This window comes from Streptomyces sp. NPDC013157, assembly GCF_042899865.1.
In the GTDB taxonomy this organism is placed as follows: Bacteria; Actinomycetota; Actinomycetes; order Streptomycetales; family Streptomycetaceae; genus Streptomyces.
Map to the genome: position 1 here is coordinate 275583 of NZ_JBIBAK010000016.1, position 15980 is coordinate 291562.

The window sequence follows — 15980 nt, forward strand, 5'->3', positions numbered from 1 at the left end:
AGCCTCCGTCTGATCCTCGAACGATGGGAACCCCAGCCGGCGCACGGCTGGGGTTCCTCGACGAGGCGGTGAGTAGCGGTCAGCGCTGCAGGGTGAGGACGCCCGGCCGCCACGGCAGTCGGTCGTAGGGGCCGCTCGCCGCAGGGGACTTGCCCTGGTAGAGGAACTGCAGGTTGCAGGGGTCGACGGTCATGGTCTGGTCGGGGTTGTTGCGGACCAGGTCACCATGGCTGATGTCGTTGGTCCAGGTGGCACCGCTGTTGGCCTTGCCCGCGAAGGGGTTGCTCTCAGTGGCCGCCTGCGGGGTCCAGGAACCGCTCAGGCTGGTGGCGGTGAACGAGCGGAAGTAGCGCTGCTCGTTCGCCCCCCGTGCCTCGACGATCATGAGGTACTGGTTCTGGCCCTGGACCCTGTAGACCTGCGGCGCCTCGAACAGGTTCTTGACCGTGTCGCTCATGACCGTCGTGTACGAGGAGCCGAAGCTGCCCGGGAAGTTCCCGATCGGCATGCTCGCCCGGTAGATCTTGCCGTTGTCGCCGGCGAAGAACAGGTACATGTTCTTGTCGTCGGCGATCAGGGTCTGGTCGATCGGGCCGGTGGCGGATTCGGTGCTGGGGATGCTGCCGGTGAACAGCGGCTGCGGCGCGGACCAGCCATTGGGGTTGGTGGGGTCGCTCGACGTGCGGTAGACGAAGGTCGACGCGCCCCACTGGGACGCCAGCACCCAGATGTTCCTGGGCGCGAAGTAGAACAGTGTGGGCGCCACCGCTTTCTGGCTCATGCCGGTCTGGCCGGCCGAGGCCATGTCCGACCAGTTCGTGAAGGGCTTGAACATCATCGAGCCGTACGACGATCCCGCCACGTTCGACGCGTAGACCAGGTGCTTGCCGGTGTACGTCACGGTGGTGAAGTCCTTCACCGCGTCCCACCCGTTCGCCGGCTGCGCCAACGCACCCGTCGACGTCCACCGGTACGTCGACGGAAGAGCACACGTGTTGCTCTTCGGCGCCGCGGTCGGCTTGAAGTTCCAGTGCTGGTTGGCGCCGCCGCCGTTGGTGTCCCAGATCTGGACGGGAGTGCCGTTGGCGGTCCGACCGCCGGGGATCTCCAGTGCCCGGCCGCTGGCGACGTTGGTCAGCGTGTAGGAGCCGTCACTGTTCCGGGCGGCCCGCCAGTGCTGGTTGGCGCCACCGTTGGAGTCCCAGACCGTCATCCTCGTCCCGTTGGCCGTCTGGTTGCCCGGCTCGTCCAGTACCCGGCCGCCGGCGACGTTGGTCAGCGTGTAGGAGCCGTCGCTGTTCCGGGCGGCCCGCCACTGCTGGTTGGAGGCACCGCCGGCGTCCCACACCTGGAGCGGGGTGCCATTGCCCTTGTATCCCGCGGGCTCGTCGAGAACGCGCCCGGCGGCCGCGTTGGAGATCGTGTAGACGGTGCCGGAGGTGATGCCCCTGGCCGTCGTGCCGCCGCCCGCCGTGCCCCCGCCGCTGCTGCCGCCCAGGGCGGTGAGCACCGCGTCGTAGGCGGGCTTCTTGTTGCCGCCCGCATCGAACAGCAGCGGGTTCTCACCGGTGCGCCACGAGTCGCTGTCCCTGATCCCCCACACTGTGATGCCCGTGCAGCGGGCGACGCTCCTGCACGCCTGGACGGCGTTGGCGTACGCCGTCGGCGACGCCTGCGCGATGTCGAGCTCGGTGATCTGGACGTCCACGCCGAGCGCGGCGAACTTGGACAGGGTGGTCTGGTAGCCGGCCGGCGGGCCGCCTGCGCCGAAGTGGCTCTGGAAGCCGACGCAGTCGATCGGTACACCGCGGGACTTGAAGTCCTTGACCATCGCGTAGACGCCCTGCGTCTTGGCGTCGGTCCAGTTCTCGATGTTGTAGTCGTTGTAGCAGAGCTTGGCCGAGGGATCGGCGGCCCGCGCGGTGCGGAACGCCTCCTCGATGAAGCCGTTGCCCAGCACGTCCTGGAAGACCGAGCCGCGGTGCTGACCGCTGCCGCCGTCGGCGAACGCCTCGTTGACCACGTCCCAGGCGTAGATCTTGCCCTTGAAGTGGGTCATCTCGGTGGTGATGTGGTTGTCCATCACCCTACGCAGGGTGTTGGCGTCGGTGATGGACTTGACCCAGCTTGGCAGTTGGGAGTGCCAGACCAGGGTGTGCCCGCGCAATCGCTGGCCGTGCGCGGTGGCGTGGCCCACGATCGAGTCGGCGGGGGCGAAGTCGAAGTTCCCGCGGGAGGGTTCGGTGGTGTCCCACTTCATCTCGTTCTCCGGGGTGATCATGTTGAATTCCCGGTCGAGAAGGGCGGAGTACGTCGAGTCGCCGAGCCTGCCCGAGGCCACTGCCGTGCCGAAGTAGCGGCCGCTGCCGGCCGCTGCACCGGCCAGCGGGCGGGCCTTCGGTGTGTGTGCGGCCTGGGCGACCAGGGGTACGGCAGCACCCGCGGCGGCGAGGACCAATGCGGCGGCGAGCACGCGGCGGGTTGCCGGACGGCGGCGATGAGAGCGGTTCTGATCTGACAACGGCATGTCCTTCTGGCACAGCGGGCCTTGATCCGGCCCCGGTCATCCGCCAGTTGCCGCCACGCACACAAAGGTTGCCGCGATCGAGGGAAGAATTCTCACGGCCGCCGTCGCCATCCCCAACCCGGCTCCACGGCGACCTGCAGGCCACCATGAAGGCCACCTACGGCGACGGGACCAACGCCGGGCCGGCCGACTGGACCCCGTACCAGCGGTTCGGGTACTTGTTCTGCCATCGAGCTTGTCCGGCAAGGGGACCTCGTCCCCTTGCCGCACAGCGGCGTTCACCGGGCCGGGACGAACCCTCCCCGGACCGACGCGGAGCCGCCCGAACCCTGCCCGTCGACGCGGTAGCCGTCGCCCGCGGCACTGCGGACACCGGTGCCGTTGTTGAACTGCGCGGCGAACTCATGGCTCCCGGCCGGCACGGTCAGGCCCGGCTTGAGGACCCAGCGGTAGACCAGCGTGCCGCCGGCCTCCTGGACGGTGACGGTGAAGTCACCACTCGGCAGGGTCTGCCAGGTGCCGGTGTTCTTCACCCCGCCGGTCTGCACGATCCGCATCTCGACCGTGAGCGAGGTGAGCGGCTGGGTCGTCTTGAGGGCGAGGTTGCTCTGCGTCCAGTAGACGGTGCTGCCCGAGTCCACCGAGCCGGCCGACCACAGCGGCCCGTTCTGGCTCTCGCCGGCGGCCGGCGATGGACTGGTGGCCGGCGGAGTCGGGCGCGAGCTGCCCGGGGTGGTGGCCGGGGCCGGCGCGACGGGGGTGGGGCGGGCCGGTGTCGGGTGCGGGGAGCTGACGGTCGGGGACGGGGTGGCAGGCGTGGTCACGGTGGGCGACGGCGACGGGGTGGCGACGATGGCGGCGACGGCGAGGCCGCCGGTCGCCAGGATGCCGGTGGCGGCGAGCCCGGCGAGCGCGACCCTGGTCCCGGACCTCGCGAACGGCCGCGCGCGGTGACGGACGGCGGGGCCGGCCATGCCGCGTTGCACCCGGGCCAGCATCCTCGCACGGTCGGGCCGGTGGGCCTCGGCGGCCTCGCGCAGCTGACGGTCGATCTCCTCGTTCACCGGTTCCTCCTCCCCGCCACCAGGTCCCCGGCCGCTCGTGCGCCCAGTATCCTTTCCAGCTCGGCCATTCCCTTCGAGGTCTGGCTCTTCACCGTTCCGACCGAGATGCCCAGCGCCGCCGCCGTGTCCTTCTCCGACAGGTCGAAGGCGTGCCGCAGCACCACGCAGGCGCGCTTGCGGAACGGCAGCCGGGCGAGCGCCGCGCGGACGTCCAGCACGGCCGCCGTGTCCGGCCCGTCCACCTTCTCGGGGCTGCGGGACCAGAACAGCGTGATCCGGCGTCGCTCGCGCACCGCGCTGCGGATCCGTCCCCGCGCCAGGTTGGCCACCACACCGCGGGCGTAGGCGAGCGGGTGGTCGGCCTGCCGCAACCGGTCCCAGCGCTGCCACAGGGCGACCAGGGCATCCGCCGCGAGGTCGTCCGCCGCGTCGGTCTCACCGGTCAGGAGGTGTGCCAGACGGGCGAGTTCGGCATAGTGGCGTTCGAAGAATTCGTGGAACTCCGCGGACGCGTCATCGAGGACCATCCCCCGGTCGCCCTCTCCTGGCAATGATGTGCGCGTTGGTTGCGCGTTTAACAACGGGGAGCGCAGCCTAACAGTGCCCAGCCCGGGATTCGAACAGCGGTCGCGCTCGGTTGCGGGGCGGTGAAGGCTGACCGGCGGGCTGGTCAATGCCGGGCGAACCGGACACCGGTCGGCTGCGCGACGTCCGGCTGCACGGCGGTGCCGTCGACGGTCAGCCGCTCCCCGTGGATGTCGGTGATCCTGACACCGGTTCCGCTCCCCGGGGGACGGGACGCCGGCACACCGACGTCCAGCAGCGCCAAGGGAATGCCCATGACCAGTCCGCGCCCGCGCCACGGTTGCGGCGCGGCGTGCTTCGTTGCCCTCATGCCCGTCCATCCGGTAGTTCGACTCGGCCTTCCGGATCACAGTTGCCGCAGAGGACGAGAAGGTTGCCGCCCCGACGCTGTTTTCCCGGCGACCGGTGCCCGGCACAAAAGGGAACCGTTCCCCAGGACCCAGATGGCTTCCGTACGGAGAACTTCTCCGGGTTTCTGAGATCCCGGTGGCCGGCCACCGGTCTTCACGTCCGTAAGGATCACCAGCACTTCAGGAAGCACCCTGACTCGATGAATCGATCTTGGCACCTTGTCCTGGCGTCGGCTCTCGTCGCGGGAGCCGTCACACCGGTGGTCGCGGTGGGCAGCGCGGTCGCCGCGGACGGCGACATCACCTCGGCCGTCCTGGCGAACCGTGATGTCGTCCTGACCGGTGACGCGGTCGTGCGCGTCCCGCAGGGAACCCACACGTACACCGGTGTGATCAGCGGTGAAGGAGCCCTTCGCGTGTCCGGCAGCGGCACGCTGGTCCTCGCCAAGGACAGCACCTTCACCCTGCCGCACTCCCGGCAGCACCAGAGGGTCCAGGTCCCGGGCGGCAACCACCCGTACGTCGTGGTCGGCAGTCCCGACGAGCCCGCGGTCACCGTGGACGCGGGGGCGACCCTCCAGTACGGCACCGGCGGTACGACCGGCCTGATCGGGTCCTTCCCGTACAACACGCCCGGTTACCAGCAGAACCAGGACAACATCCGGGTGGACGGCACCCTGCGTCTGTCGCTGACCCGGCTGTTCAACCTGGGCATCATCAGCGGCTCCGGCCTGGTCACCCAGCCCCGGAACATGTGGGGAACGCTCCAGGTCTGCGGCACCAACCCGTTCTCCGGCATCTTCGACAACGGCACGGGCGTCAACTTCGCGAGCACCACCTGTGCCGCCGACCTGCCCAACGCCCGCTCCGTCGTCAACCGCGGCTCATGGATCATCGACACCCCGCTCGACCACACTGTCGTACAGCGGCAGAACTTCTACAGCCACGAGTACGGCAACGACGTCAATGTGCACTCCCGCCCGGGCAGCAAGGTGATCCTCACCGGCGTCTACAGCTGGAGCGACAGCGGCGACGGGGCGGCGCCGTCGCTGAGCGACCCCGGACTGAACTGGCGGCCCGTGGCCCACAACCTGAACAAGCGCGGCACCAACATCGAGGGCGCCGACGTCCAGTGGGGCGACGGAACAACGCACCGGATCTTCATGCCCGGCACGGCGCAGACGGTCTACATCAACCTGCACGCCAGACGGCAGCGCTCCCGGCTCACCTTCGACTACAACGGACCGGTGACCCTGGGCGCGCCCATCGGCGGCGGCATGTATCACGACACCCTCAGCGCTCCCGGCGCCGGGGACGTCGTCATCGCCGGCACCAACGGCAACGACGTGACCTTCGCGGCAGCGCAGTACTACGACGGATCCACCACCATCGACAGGAACGCGACCCTCCGTCTCGGCTCCGGGGCCGCGGGCGGCGACGGGAGCCTCCACACCGGCGGAGCCCTCGACAAAGTGATCGACAACGGTTCACTCGTGATCCGCAACACCGGGACACCCATCTCCCTCCCGGCGGTGACCGGTGCCGGATCGGTGACGCAGAGCGGAGCCGCGGCCACCACCGTCACCAGTGCCGCCTACACCGGCGCCACCACCGTGGCCAAAGGCCGGCTGATCGTCTCCGGGACCTCTCTGCGGACATCCAGCGCGGTCTCTCTGACCGGTTCCTCGGCCGTCCTGGATCTCAGCAAGGCACGCGACACGACCCTGCGCAGGCTGCGGGTCGTCACCGGCGTGAAGATCCTCCTTCCCCGGAAATCCCCTGAGCTGACCGTCGGTTCGACGACCGCAACAGTCTCCGGTACCGGTCTCGCCATCGGCGGGGCGCGCTTCTCCGTCAGCCGGGCCGGCGCCGACACCGTGCTCACCGCTCTCCCCTCCTCCGCCGCGACGACACCGGCGCCCTCCCCGGCCCGGACCGGCCGAGCGGCCACCCCCCTGGGCGCCCCCACCGGCACCATGGCGGACACCGGCAGCGACTTGGGTGCTCTGTGGGCCGTCACAGGACTGGCGGGCGTCGTTCTCGCCGGCGTCGCCGCGGTCTTCGTCTTCGTGCGCGTCCGCTCGCGTCCGCGTACGTCCCCGCGTCACTCCCGCTGATCCCCGGCCGCCACGGATTCCACCGGCCCGCCCATGGCCGTCAGCGCTCACCCCTTACGATGAGCGCGCTGCCGCGGTGTGTGTGACACCGACGGCGATTGCCCGCGGGCCCCCGCAACCCGGCTCGGTCGGCGCGAGCGGGGCTTCGTACCCGCGTCAGGTCGAAGGGAGACCCGATGCCAAGGCATGCCGCGCCCGCGGCCGACGTGATTGCCGCGGCTCGGGCCGGCGATCGCGACGCCCTGGAAGAGCTCGGCTCCCGGACGCTTCCGCTGGTCTACAGCGTCGCGGCGCGTGCGCACCCGTACCGCGACGACGTCGACGACATCGTCCAGGAGACGATGATGCGCATCCTGCGCGGCATCGGGGGACTGGAGCGCCCGGAGGCGTTCCGGTCCTGGGTGATCACCATCACCGTGAACGAGGTCCGCGACCACATCCGCAGGCGCGGCAGGAGGGAGACGACGGGAGCGGCGTTCGACGCGGCTGAACACCGGCCCGACCCGGCCGCCGACTTCGCCGAGGGGGTCATCCTCGACCTGCGGCTGTCCGGACAGCGCGAGGAGTCCGTGCGCGCGACCCGTTGGCTCGACGAGGACGACCGGGAGCTGCTGTCACTGTGGTGGCTGGAGACGGCCGGCCGGCTCGCCCGGCCCGAGCTCGCCTCGGCTCTGGACATGACCGGCCATCAAGCGGCTGTACGGGTGCAACGCATGAAGGAGCGCCTGCACACCTCCCGCGTCATCGTCCGAGCCCTCGCGGCCAGGCCCGCATGCGGGGAACTGACCCGGCTGACCGTGGACTGGAACGGGGCCCCCAGCGGCCTGTGGCGCAAACGCCTCGGCCGCCATGTGCGGCAGTGCCCGCGGTGCGTGCGCCACGAGGAAGGCATGCTGGCCCCGGAAGGACTGCTGGCGTCCCTGGCCCTCCTGCCCGTGCCGGCGGCACTGCTGGCCTGGCGCCCGTGGCTGTCCGCGGGAACGCACGCGGCGGCGGCCGGCCAGGCCGGCACCACGGCCACTTCAGGCAGCGGGGGTTCCGCGACGGCGGGGACGGCAGGGACGGCAGGGACCGCCGGGGCGAGCCTCACCGCGAAGGCCGTGGTGGCGGCGAGTGCGCTGCTCGCCGTGGGCGGTGGCGTGCTCGTGTACGCGGCCCCATGGTCCAGCCCGTCGGCGCGTCCGGCCACCGCCCCGACGGCTTCCGGCCGCCCGGCACCCGCGCCCTCGCCCACCGCATCGGCATCGGCATCCGCATCACCGTCACGGCCGGCACCGGTACTGGGCTCGGCCGTCCCGCATCCCTCGCCCCGGCCGCGGTACGGGTCCGTGGTCGACACCGTGGACAGCGCGCCACCGCCGGACCGGCCGCCCGCCGCATTGCCCCACCGCCCGCAGACCGCGGTGACGATGACGGGGCTCAAGAGACACCTGGACGGCTACCAGCTCGTCCACCGCGGGGACACGGTGGTACTGCGCGGGAAGGGCTACTTCACCGTCCACTGGGACGTGATGTACGGGCTGCGCCCCGGGCTGCTGACCATGCCCTCGTGGACCGGACTGCGGGGAAGGCTGTTCCACGTGGCCTCGGGCGGCGGCCACCGCATGGACGACCGTCAGCCGGGCGCCACCGCCGGCGGCACCTGGATGGGCAACCGGCAGCAAGGACTGATCACCCTGCCGCCGGGAGCCCAGCAGATGTGGCAGAACGAGTACTACTACCTCGACGGCAGCGTCACACTCCACCTCAACGAGACCCAGGCCGACTACAACCTCGACGTCCTGCCCTCCTCCTGGCAGGAGACAGCCGACGACATCGCCAGTCCCCCGTCCCCGCACTCCGCCGACCGCGAACGGTACGGACTCGTGCGCGACACCGGCCGCGACGACGCCCCCGTACCGCAGTACACCACCCGCTCCACGCCGACCGAGGCGGGCACCGTACCCCAGCGCTCCGTCGTGTCCTGACCATGGGCGGTTGCCCAGGCAGACCGCCGCCCTTGCCACCAGGTCCTCGGCGAGGGGAAGGTCGTCCTCGTCGAAGCTCTCCGGAGTCTCCCGCATGCGGGTGAACCACACCACGCCGAGGGTCGTGCCCCTGGCTGTCACCGGCACGATGATCCATGAGTGCGGGCCCATCCGCCGGACCCTCGCCCGCCGCTCGGAGGTCGCGTCGATCTCGTGGCAGGTGCGGATCGGCGGGGCGGCAGGTGCTCTCTGCGCCGCAGCGGCCCATGCCGTACGGACGCACTCAGCGCCATCTCGCCAGTACCCGACCTGGATGCTTCGGGCGAGGTCCGGGGCTTGGCGTCACGACAGCCGCGCAGAGATTCGGAGCCGGCCCGCAGCCGCTGAGGCGCCCGGTAGGAACTCAGCCTCGGCGCGATCAATGACCGGAGGGAGCCACTGGGCTGCGACCCTTCAGGCCCGGCGGCCGCGGATGCCGAAGCCGTCCTCCACGGCGGTTGCGAGGACTGCTGACGCCTGCCGACGGCACTGCCGCCTGCAGCCTCGTCGGCGCGTCTGTCGTTGTCAGAGCCAGTCCTTGTCATCGTCTGCAGCTGCGGCTCTTTCCCCCGGTTCCGCCGCGCGCCGCCGTGCCCGGGCGGCGAGCCGGCCTTGATGCCGCTCACGTCATGAGGGCCTCACCTCGGGGCAGGGGCCACGTGATTTTTTGTCACACCTTGATCAGGTGCATCTCCTGACGTGAACTGCCGTCTGCGTGGCGATCCTATGATGGCCAAAAGTGTTGACTTGAGGGGGAGTTGACGACAGTGTCACGAAGATCGCTTGCTTTCGTCGGGGTGGCCGCGCTGGTACCGCTGGTCGCTTCGGCCGCCGCCGCGCAGGCGGCGTCGGGCTCGCTGACGGTCACCACGCTGGGGCGGCACGGCGGCAAGGTCTCGACGACGGTCACCGTCGTCGCCGTGCCGTCCGGGCAGACGTACAGTGTCAAGTCCGGCAAGCGGATCAGCCTGCCGTCGGGGCGCTACCTCGCGATGACCGACATATACGAGAGCACTACCGACGGTCTGGGCACCGACACCATCGGCGCGCAGGTCGTGACGGTGTCGGGCAGCAAGTCGGTGACGCTCGACGCGCGTAAGGGCAAGCCTGTCAAGGTGTCACTCGACACGCCTGCCGACGTGACCGGGCCGCCCCGGATCAGCGCGCAGGTGTGTGCCGCCACTATGGACATGCCCTCCGCCTTCAGCGCGGGTGGCTGGAACGACGAGGGAGCCCTCTACGCCATCCCGAACTCCTCCAAGCTGCTGCAGTTCGGGTACCTCGCGCAGTGGTCGGGCAACGACAGCTATGTCGCCGTGAAGAAGACCACGGGCATCCCGGCGGCGCCCGGCGGCTCGTTCAAGCGGTCGGGGCTTGCGACGATGCGCTTCTCGGTGCGCGCCGGAACGCAGATGGGTACTCAGGTCGACACCGCGCTCCAGGCGACGCCGAAGACCGATGACTGCACGACCGACCTGATGGCCCAGGTGCGCGACGACAACGCCCCGTACAGCACCACCGTCCATCTGACTCCCGGAACCTGGCAGCCGCGCGACGACATCTTCGGCAGCAACGGCGACGACGTCAGCGGCGGCTTTCCGAAGCTCAGGACTCTGAAGGCGGGGCAGAGCCTCACCCAGTCCTTCGGTCGGGCCGCATGGGGCCCCATGCGCAATCTGCCGCTGCTCGGGCAGAAGTCCGTCACCTTGTCTGCGGACGCCCTGATCGGCGACCTCGACATCGGCGGCGACTGGGGGGACATAACGAAGGAGACGGTGGTCCTGTCCAAGGGCAGCACCACGGTCAAGAAGCAGACTCTGACCGACTGGCGCACCGGGCCCGCCGAGTTCGATGGCCCTGTCCGCTCGGCCGGCTGGTATCGCCTGACCGTCGACGCCCACCGTTACCGCCCGGGCATCACCTTCCCGGCCGGCATGCTGTCGCCGCGGGCGACCCTCGACTGGCACTTCAAGGTGTCCGACCCGGCCAAGGCGATGGTCGCGCCCGTCTTCCTCACCCGCTTTCTGCCGACCGGGCTGAACAGCCACAACCAGGCCGCGCCGAACAGCACCACGACGGTCGACGTGAGCGCCGGGCGCGCCTCCCAGGGCCCCGACATCAAGCTCACCAAGGTGACCGCCAAGTCCGTCCGGGTCTGGTCGTCCTCCGACGGCGGCAAGACCTGGAAGGCGGCGACCGTCAAGCGGTCCGGATCGGCCTGGCAGGCGTCCGTCCACAACCCGGCGTCCGGCGCCGTCGCCCTGCGCTCCGAGGTGACGGACTCCGCCGGAGACAGCTCGGTTGAGACGGTGTACCGGGCGTACGCCATAGGCTGAGGGTGTTGCTCCCTTGATGGTCCGACGGCCCGGAGGAATCCGACATCCGGGCCACGCCCGACTGACAGAGTCCGCCGCTCTGCCGCTGCCTCATGTGCCCGTGCAAGGCCGTCTCGTCGGCCAACGCTTCTTTCCGGACTGGGTCGTGCATCCGCCACAGAGGACGGCCTGCGGCGACTCGTCTCGGAGGGCGTGCCCGGAGCGTGCCCTTCAGACCGGTCGACCACGGTCGGCAGCAGCGCGAACCTGCCCCTTGAGGGCGGCACATCGGAGCGTAGACGCCTAGAAGAACCCCGGGTTTCCCGAGCGCCGTCGCTTCCCGAGCCGAGAGCGCGAGTTCGATTCTCGTCACCCGCTCCATGATGAGACCCCAGTCAGTGACCTGGGGTCTGTGTGTTGCTGGAGCCCCCCGGACGCCTACCCGTCGAGCACCACGAAGATCGGGCGCGGGGAGGGCACGGGTGCTGGGTGGATGCCACGCAGCCCCCGCTCACGTTTGCCGAAGGGCGCCGACGGCCTGAGGTTTCGTGGCCGACTTGGCACGTGTGCGCATGTCCTGGCCCTCGGCCTGCCGTTCCCTCGGTGAGGCCGGGTCACGTGCCCCTGCGCCTGAACGCGACGGCTGGCCAGGTCCCGTCTGTGGACGGGACTTCAGTACCAGGACGCTCGCGTCAAAGTGGCGGATCGTCGGGCAGCACCCGGAATGCCTTGTGGCGGCCCAGCGGGCAGACAGCCCGGAAGTCGTACCGGGCGAGGGTGGGAATCGCGTCCAAGTGCGGAGCTCGATCGGCCCGCGGGCCGCAAGACCGCCGCGGTCGCCCCGCCGGAACCGCCGTGTGGCCTTCCTCTCGCTGCCAGGGTCTCGGCGCGTTCGTCGGCATGTCGTCAGCTGATGGCGACGGCAGCCGCGCCCAAGCCGTCGAAGGAGGTCACGGCGCTGCGACCGGACAGGCTCGACGGCAACAGTGCGGGCCGGGAGAGCAATTCCTGTGGTCGGGAAGTGAGAAATCGACACGGCGCACGAGAAGTATTCCTGAGGTGGGAGACGGCCGGGAATTGTTCAACGTGTGGGGTCGCTCACGGCGTGCTACTGTCAGTATCAGTTGCAGGTGTGGTTGCCAGAATGGTTTTTCCGGCGGCTGATCATCACGGCGACACGGAAAGCGCACAGAGCGTATTCCTGACACCGTCTCCGAAGGAGAAACAAAATGGCTACTGGCACCGTGAAGTGGTTCAACGCGGAAAAGGGCTTCGGTTTCATCGAGCAGGACGGCGGCGGCCCCGACGTCTTCGCCCACTACTCCAACATCGCCGCCCAGGGCTTCCGTGAGCTGCTGGAAGGCCAGAAGGTGTCGTTCGACATCGCGCAGGGCCAGAAGGGCCCGACGGCCGAGAACATCGTTCCCGCGTGACGCGTCGGCACTGACGCATACTTCGCAGCTGGGGCCCGCACCTTGGGGTGCGGGCCCCAGCTCGCTTCATTTTCAGGGCGATTCAGCCCTGTTTTTTCGGCTCGTTCTCGCGATTCTCTGCGCCGCTCGTTCTGCTGCGGAAATTCCTTGATACGCGCCCACGTCGAGGAAGGTTCCACATGAACCGTGCACGCACGACGCGCACACGCACGACTCGCACATACGACCGCGTCGGAGGAAGTGCTGGCGTCGGCCGCTCCGGCGTTCGGAGCCGCTCCACGGGCAACGGAAACCGGCGGGCCGCACAAGGCGAGTTCGCACCGCCGAAGACGACCACACCGGCGTTGCCCGCCGTCGAGACGTTCGCCGATCTCGCCATGCCGACGCCGTTGCTGGCCGCGCTCGGCCACGAGGGCGTGACCGTACCGTTCCCCATCCAGGCGGCGACCCTGCCGAACTCCTTGGCCGGCCGTGACGTACTCGGTCGTGGCCGTACCGGGTCGGGCAAGACGCTCGCCTTCGGCCTCGCGGTAATGGCCCGCACGGCAGGCCGGCGCGCCGAACCACGGGAGCCGCTGGCCCTGATCCTCGTACCCACCCGTGAACTCGCCCAGCAGGTCACCGACGCGCTCACCCCGTATGCCCGCGCCGTCCGGCTGCGGCTGGCCACTGTGGTCGGCGGAATGTCGATCGGCAGGCAGGCGAGTGCGCTGCGGGCCGGGGCCGAGGTCGTCGTCGCGACACCGGGGCGGCTCAAGGACCTGATCGACCGGGGCGACTGCCGACTGCGGGACGTCGCCGTCACTGTCCTGGACGAGGCCGACCAGATGACCGACATGGGCTTCATGCCCCAGGTCACCGCCCTGCTCGACCAGGTGCGGCCGGAGGGCCAGCGGATGCTCTTCTCGGCGACCCTGGACCGTAACGTGGACCTGTTGGTCCGTCGCTACCTGACCGATCCGGTGGTCCACTCCGTCGACCCGTCGGCCGGTGCCGTCACCACGATGGAGCACCACGTACTCCACGTGCACGACGCGGACAAGCACCGGACGACCACCGAGATCGCGGCACGGGACGGCCGGGTCATCATGTTCCTGGACACCAAGCACGCCGTGGACCGGTTGACCGAGCACCTCCTCAGCAGCGGCGTCCGCGCCGCCGCCCTGCACGGTGGCAGGTCCCAGCCGCAGCGCACCCGGACCCTGGCCCAGTTCAAGGACGGTCACGTCACGGTGCTGGTCGCCACCAACGTCGCGGCCCGCGGCATCCACGTCGACAACCTCGACCTGGTCGTCAACGTGGATCCGCCCGGCGACCACAAGGACTACCTGCACCGTGGCGGTCGTACGGCCCGTGCGGGGGAGTCCGGCAGCGTCGTCACCTTGGTGACACCCGGCCAGCGCCGCGGCATGAGCCGACTGATGGCCTCGGCCGGCATCTCACCGCGCATCACTCCGGTGCGCTCGGGTGAGGCGGAGCTGAGCCGCATCACCGGCGCCCAGGCGCCGTCCGGTGTCCCGGTCGTCATCACCGCTCCGGCCGTGGAGCGTCCCCGCCGCACGTCTTCCCCGTCCCGTGGCCGTCAGGGCCGCACGGGCCAGGGGCGGCCCGCCGGCGCGGCGGTGCGCCGCCGGGCACAGCGGCGCACCGCCGTCGACTCGGCGGCCTAGACCCGGCACGACCCCGGAGCCGCAGCGGTCTCCCCAGGCCGCAATGGCCACCAAGACGACCAACCCTCACCGCAGGAGGCATTTTTGACGCCCACTCAGACGCAGTGCCGCGTGGCGGACCCCGCATCGACGACCGTGGTCGACGGCATGGAAGCGTACGGGCCTCGGGTCTGTGACGACATGACCGTCGAGGTGGCTCTGGCCGTCATGGCGGGTGCACGCGTCGAGTACCTGACTGTGTGCGACGGCGACGACCAGAGCACGGGTTCGATCACTCTGGCCCGGCTCGCCGTTCTCCGTGCCAGTTCCACGTACACGGACCGCATCCGTCTGCGGGACGTCCTCGGCAGCCGGCTCCGGCCTGTTCCCGTCCGCGGCTGATCCACCCCGCCGGGGTCAGTTCCTTTCCGTCATGCCTGGGAGGCATCATGCGTTGTGTCATCGCCCGGTACCCGTTCGACCTGACCAAGATCGGGGTGCTGGCCTCGATGAAGGGCGTCAAGCCCGAGCTGGTCACAGGCGCGTCCGTGACCATCGGCCGCCGCCGCTTCCCCGCCAAGCAGGTGGGCCAGGTCACCACGGGACAGGACCGCCGTGACTTCACCGTCGGCGAAGTCACCCGGGCCATGGCGAGCCTCGGCTTCACCTGCCACGACGGCCCCGAGGCCGCGCCCGTGAGCGTTCCCCTTCCGCTCCGGACCCCGTCGGCACTGGTCGACGGCACCTGCCCTGTGGACGTGTGAGGACGGGCGGGTAACCGCCCTCAGGATCCCGGTGGGGGCTCTGTCGACGCACGTCGACAGAGCCCCCACCGCTGTGTCCTCGTCCGCTCGGAGACTCTTGGCGCAGTAGCGGGGCGGGGACGGCGTCTCACCGGTCGAAGTAGCTGAAATCGCCCACGGTCCATGCGCTGACGTCCTTGATCGCGACTCGGTACATGCCGCCCGTCTCCGGGATACCGAGGCTGCCCTGCAGGATCCGCGCGAGATGGAAGTGCAGATGCGTGGGATCTCCGCCGCGGCCGGGCCGTTCCCCTCGCGGGCCGCCGGTGAAGACGCCGGAGAACGGCCCGAGGCGGTCCGATTCCTTCAGGACCTCCGCCACCCGCTCCCTCCACACGGCCTCGGGAGCCAGCCGGCCGGTGATGACGGCGCCACCGACGACCACGGTCAGCGACATCTGATTGCTTCGCTCGGACTCCACCGCGGCGGAGAGGGCGACAAGCAGTTCATCAGGGTTCGACATGAGAGCAGATCCTATGCAGCCGCCTGCCTCGGGGCCGCCCCGCGGGGGGTGAAGCAGCTTCGCGGACGGCGGGAGGCGGTTCTTGACCGAGCGGCGAGGGGCCCCGTCCGTCGTGGCGCCGCGCGCGACGACCCAGGGGGAGGCCGTCGTCGCAGGTGGCAGGATTCCTCCTCTGCCATAGAGGTGAAATCTACTCTTGCCAGAGTAGACATTGCCTCGCGGCGTGGTTATGCTTCCTGTCGTAGAACACGGTCGAACGAGACCCGGCAGAAACGAACTGGCGGGTAGCTGTACACGAAGTTCGCAGGTCAGTGCGGCTCTCGAGCCTCGAAGCCAAGGTTTCCCAGAACGGCGACGGCGCTGGGAGCCGCACTGGGCGGCTCGCATGTCGAGGAGCTGCCGCAGCAGTACCGCAGTGCCGATTCATCCAGTGGTTGGTTCAGAGAGGAACGGAGGAGCAGACGCCATCAGGATCGCCCGGCCCGAGAAGCACTCGGCCCGGGTACCGCAAGACCCCGGAATGGATGGTGGTCCCCGGTCAAGCAGCTGCGATCCCCCGCTACCCCGCCCCTCTGCCGGGCCGGGTAGCGGAAACAGAAGGTCGGCACAGCAGTAGGGCCGACAGATGGTGTTGAATTTCCTTCGGGGCCTTGGTGCCGTACGGCACC

Annotated in this window: 12 protein-coding genes and 3 pseudogenes; 8 read left to right on the forward strand and 7 right to left on the reverse strand. The window is 69.8% G+C overall.

Annotated elements, in window-relative coordinates:
* Positions 1-79 precede the first annotated feature (79 nt).
* On the reverse strand, positions 80-2527 hold the full coding sequence (locus ACFY6U_RS38455; protein WP_390045870.1) for a non-reducing end alpha-L-arabinofuranosidase family hydrolase: 2448 nt from the start codon (positions 2525-2527) through the stop codon (positions 80-82).
* On the opposite strand from ACFY6U_RS38455, the pseudogene ACFY6U_RS38460 reads away from it, so the two are divergent.
* A pseudogene (locus ACFY6U_RS38460) lies at positions 2458-2742 on the forward strand (hypothetical protein); the annotation flags it as partial. The gene ACFY6U_RS38455 and the pseudogene ACFY6U_RS38460 overlap by 70 nt on opposite strands.
* A 63-nt stretch (positions 2743-2805) precedes the next feature.
* Here ACFY6U_RS38460 and ACFY6U_RS38465 read toward each other — a convergent pair.
* The 3 genes from ACFY6U_RS38465 to ACFY6U_RS38475 all read right to left on the reverse strand — a co-directional run bounded on the left by ACFY6U_RS38465 (position 2806) and on the right by ACFY6U_RS38475 (position 4432).
* Positions 2806-3591, reverse strand: a complete 786-nt coding sequence (locus ACFY6U_RS38465) for a hypothetical protein (protein ID WP_390045872.1) — start codon at positions 3589-3591, stop codon at positions 2806-2808.
* Entirely contained in the window at positions 3588-4118 is a 531-nt protein-coding gene (locus ACFY6U_RS38470) for a SigE family RNA polymerase sigma factor (protein WP_390045874.1), read from the reverse strand. The genes ACFY6U_RS38465 and ACFY6U_RS38470 overlap by 4 nt, the downstream gene beginning before the upstream one ends.
* A gap of 143 nt (positions 4119-4261) precedes the next feature.
* Positions 4262-4432 carry a hypothetical protein gene (locus tag ACFY6U_RS38475; RefSeq protein WP_019070466.1) on the reverse strand — a complete coding sequence of 57 codons (171 nt, stop codon included), beginning with the start codon at positions 4430-4432 and terminating at the stop codon, positions 4262-4264.
* A 294-nt stretch (positions 4433-4726) separates the two neighbouring features.
* Here ACFY6U_RS38475 and ACFY6U_RS38480 point away from each other — a divergent pair, with 294 nt between their 5' ends.
* Positions 4727-6643 carry an autotransporter gene (locus tag ACFY6U_RS38480; protein ID WP_390045876.1) on the forward strand — a complete coding sequence of 639 codons (1917 nt, stop codon included), beginning with the start codon at positions 4727-4729 and terminating at the stop codon, positions 6641-6643.
* A 176-nt stretch (positions 6644-6819) separates the two neighbouring features.
* Complete coding sequence (locus ACFY6U_RS38485) at positions 6820-8610, forward strand: sigma-70 family RNA polymerase sigma factor (RefSeq protein WP_390045878.1); 1791 nt, start codon at positions 6820-6822, stop codon at positions 8608-8610.
* Between the two features lie 27 nt (positions 8611-8637).
* Here the strand turns inward: ACFY6U_RS38485 and ACFY6U_RS38490 are convergent.
* Positions 8638-8925, reverse strand: a pseudogene (locus ACFY6U_RS38490) (GAF domain-containing protein); the annotation flags it as partial.
* Positions 8926-9416: 491 nt separating this feature from the next.
* Here ACFY6U_RS38490 and ACFY6U_RS38495 point away from each other — a divergent pair.
* Positions 9417-10985, forward strand: coding sequence for a hypothetical protein (locus ACFY6U_RS38495; RefSeq protein WP_390045880.1), 1569 nt, complete (start codon positions 9417-9419; stop codon positions 10983-10985).
* 671 nt (positions 10986-11656) lie between these two features.
* On the opposite strand, the pseudogene ACFY6U_RS38500 reads toward ACFY6U_RS38495, so the two are convergent.
* A pseudogene (locus ACFY6U_RS38500) lies at positions 11657-11755 on the reverse strand (VapC toxin family PIN domain ribonuclease); the annotation flags it as partial.
* A gap of 438 nt (positions 11756-12193) precedes the next feature.
* Here ACFY6U_RS38500 and ACFY6U_RS38505 point away from each other — a divergent pair.
* From ACFY6U_RS38505 to ACFY6U_RS38520, 4 genes are all read left to right on the forward strand, one after another.
* On the forward strand, positions 12194-12397 hold the full coding sequence (locus tag ACFY6U_RS38505; RefSeq protein WP_030342329.1) for a cold-shock protein: 204 nt from the start codon (positions 12194-12196) through the stop codon (positions 12395-12397).
* Positions 12398-12576: 179 nt separating this feature from the next.
* Positions 12577-14067 carry a DEAD/DEAH box helicase gene (locus tag ACFY6U_RS38510; RefSeq protein WP_390045882.1) on the forward strand — a complete coding sequence of 497 codons (1491 nt, stop codon included), beginning with the start codon at positions 12577-12579 and terminating at the stop codon, positions 14065-14067.
* 111 nt (positions 14068-14178) lie between these two features.
* Entirely contained in the window at positions 14179-14448 is a 270-nt protein-coding gene (locus ACFY6U_RS38515; RefSeq protein WP_059130431.1) for a hypothetical protein, read from the forward strand.
* A 47-nt stretch (positions 14449-14495) separates the two neighbouring features.
* Positions 14496-14810, forward strand: a complete 315-nt coding sequence (locus tag ACFY6U_RS38520) for an SCO5918 family protein (RefSeq protein WP_390045884.1) — start codon at positions 14496-14498, stop codon at positions 14808-14810.
* Positions 14811-14937: 127 nt separating this feature from the next.
* Here ACFY6U_RS38520 and ACFY6U_RS38525 read toward each other — a convergent pair whose 3' ends face one another.
* Positions 14938-15312 carry a hypothetical protein gene (locus ACFY6U_RS38525; RefSeq protein WP_365800620.1) on the reverse strand — a complete coding sequence of 125 codons (375 nt, stop codon included), beginning with the start codon at positions 15310-15312 and terminating at the stop codon, positions 14938-14940.
* Between the last annotated feature and the right edge of the window lie 668 nt (positions 15313-15980).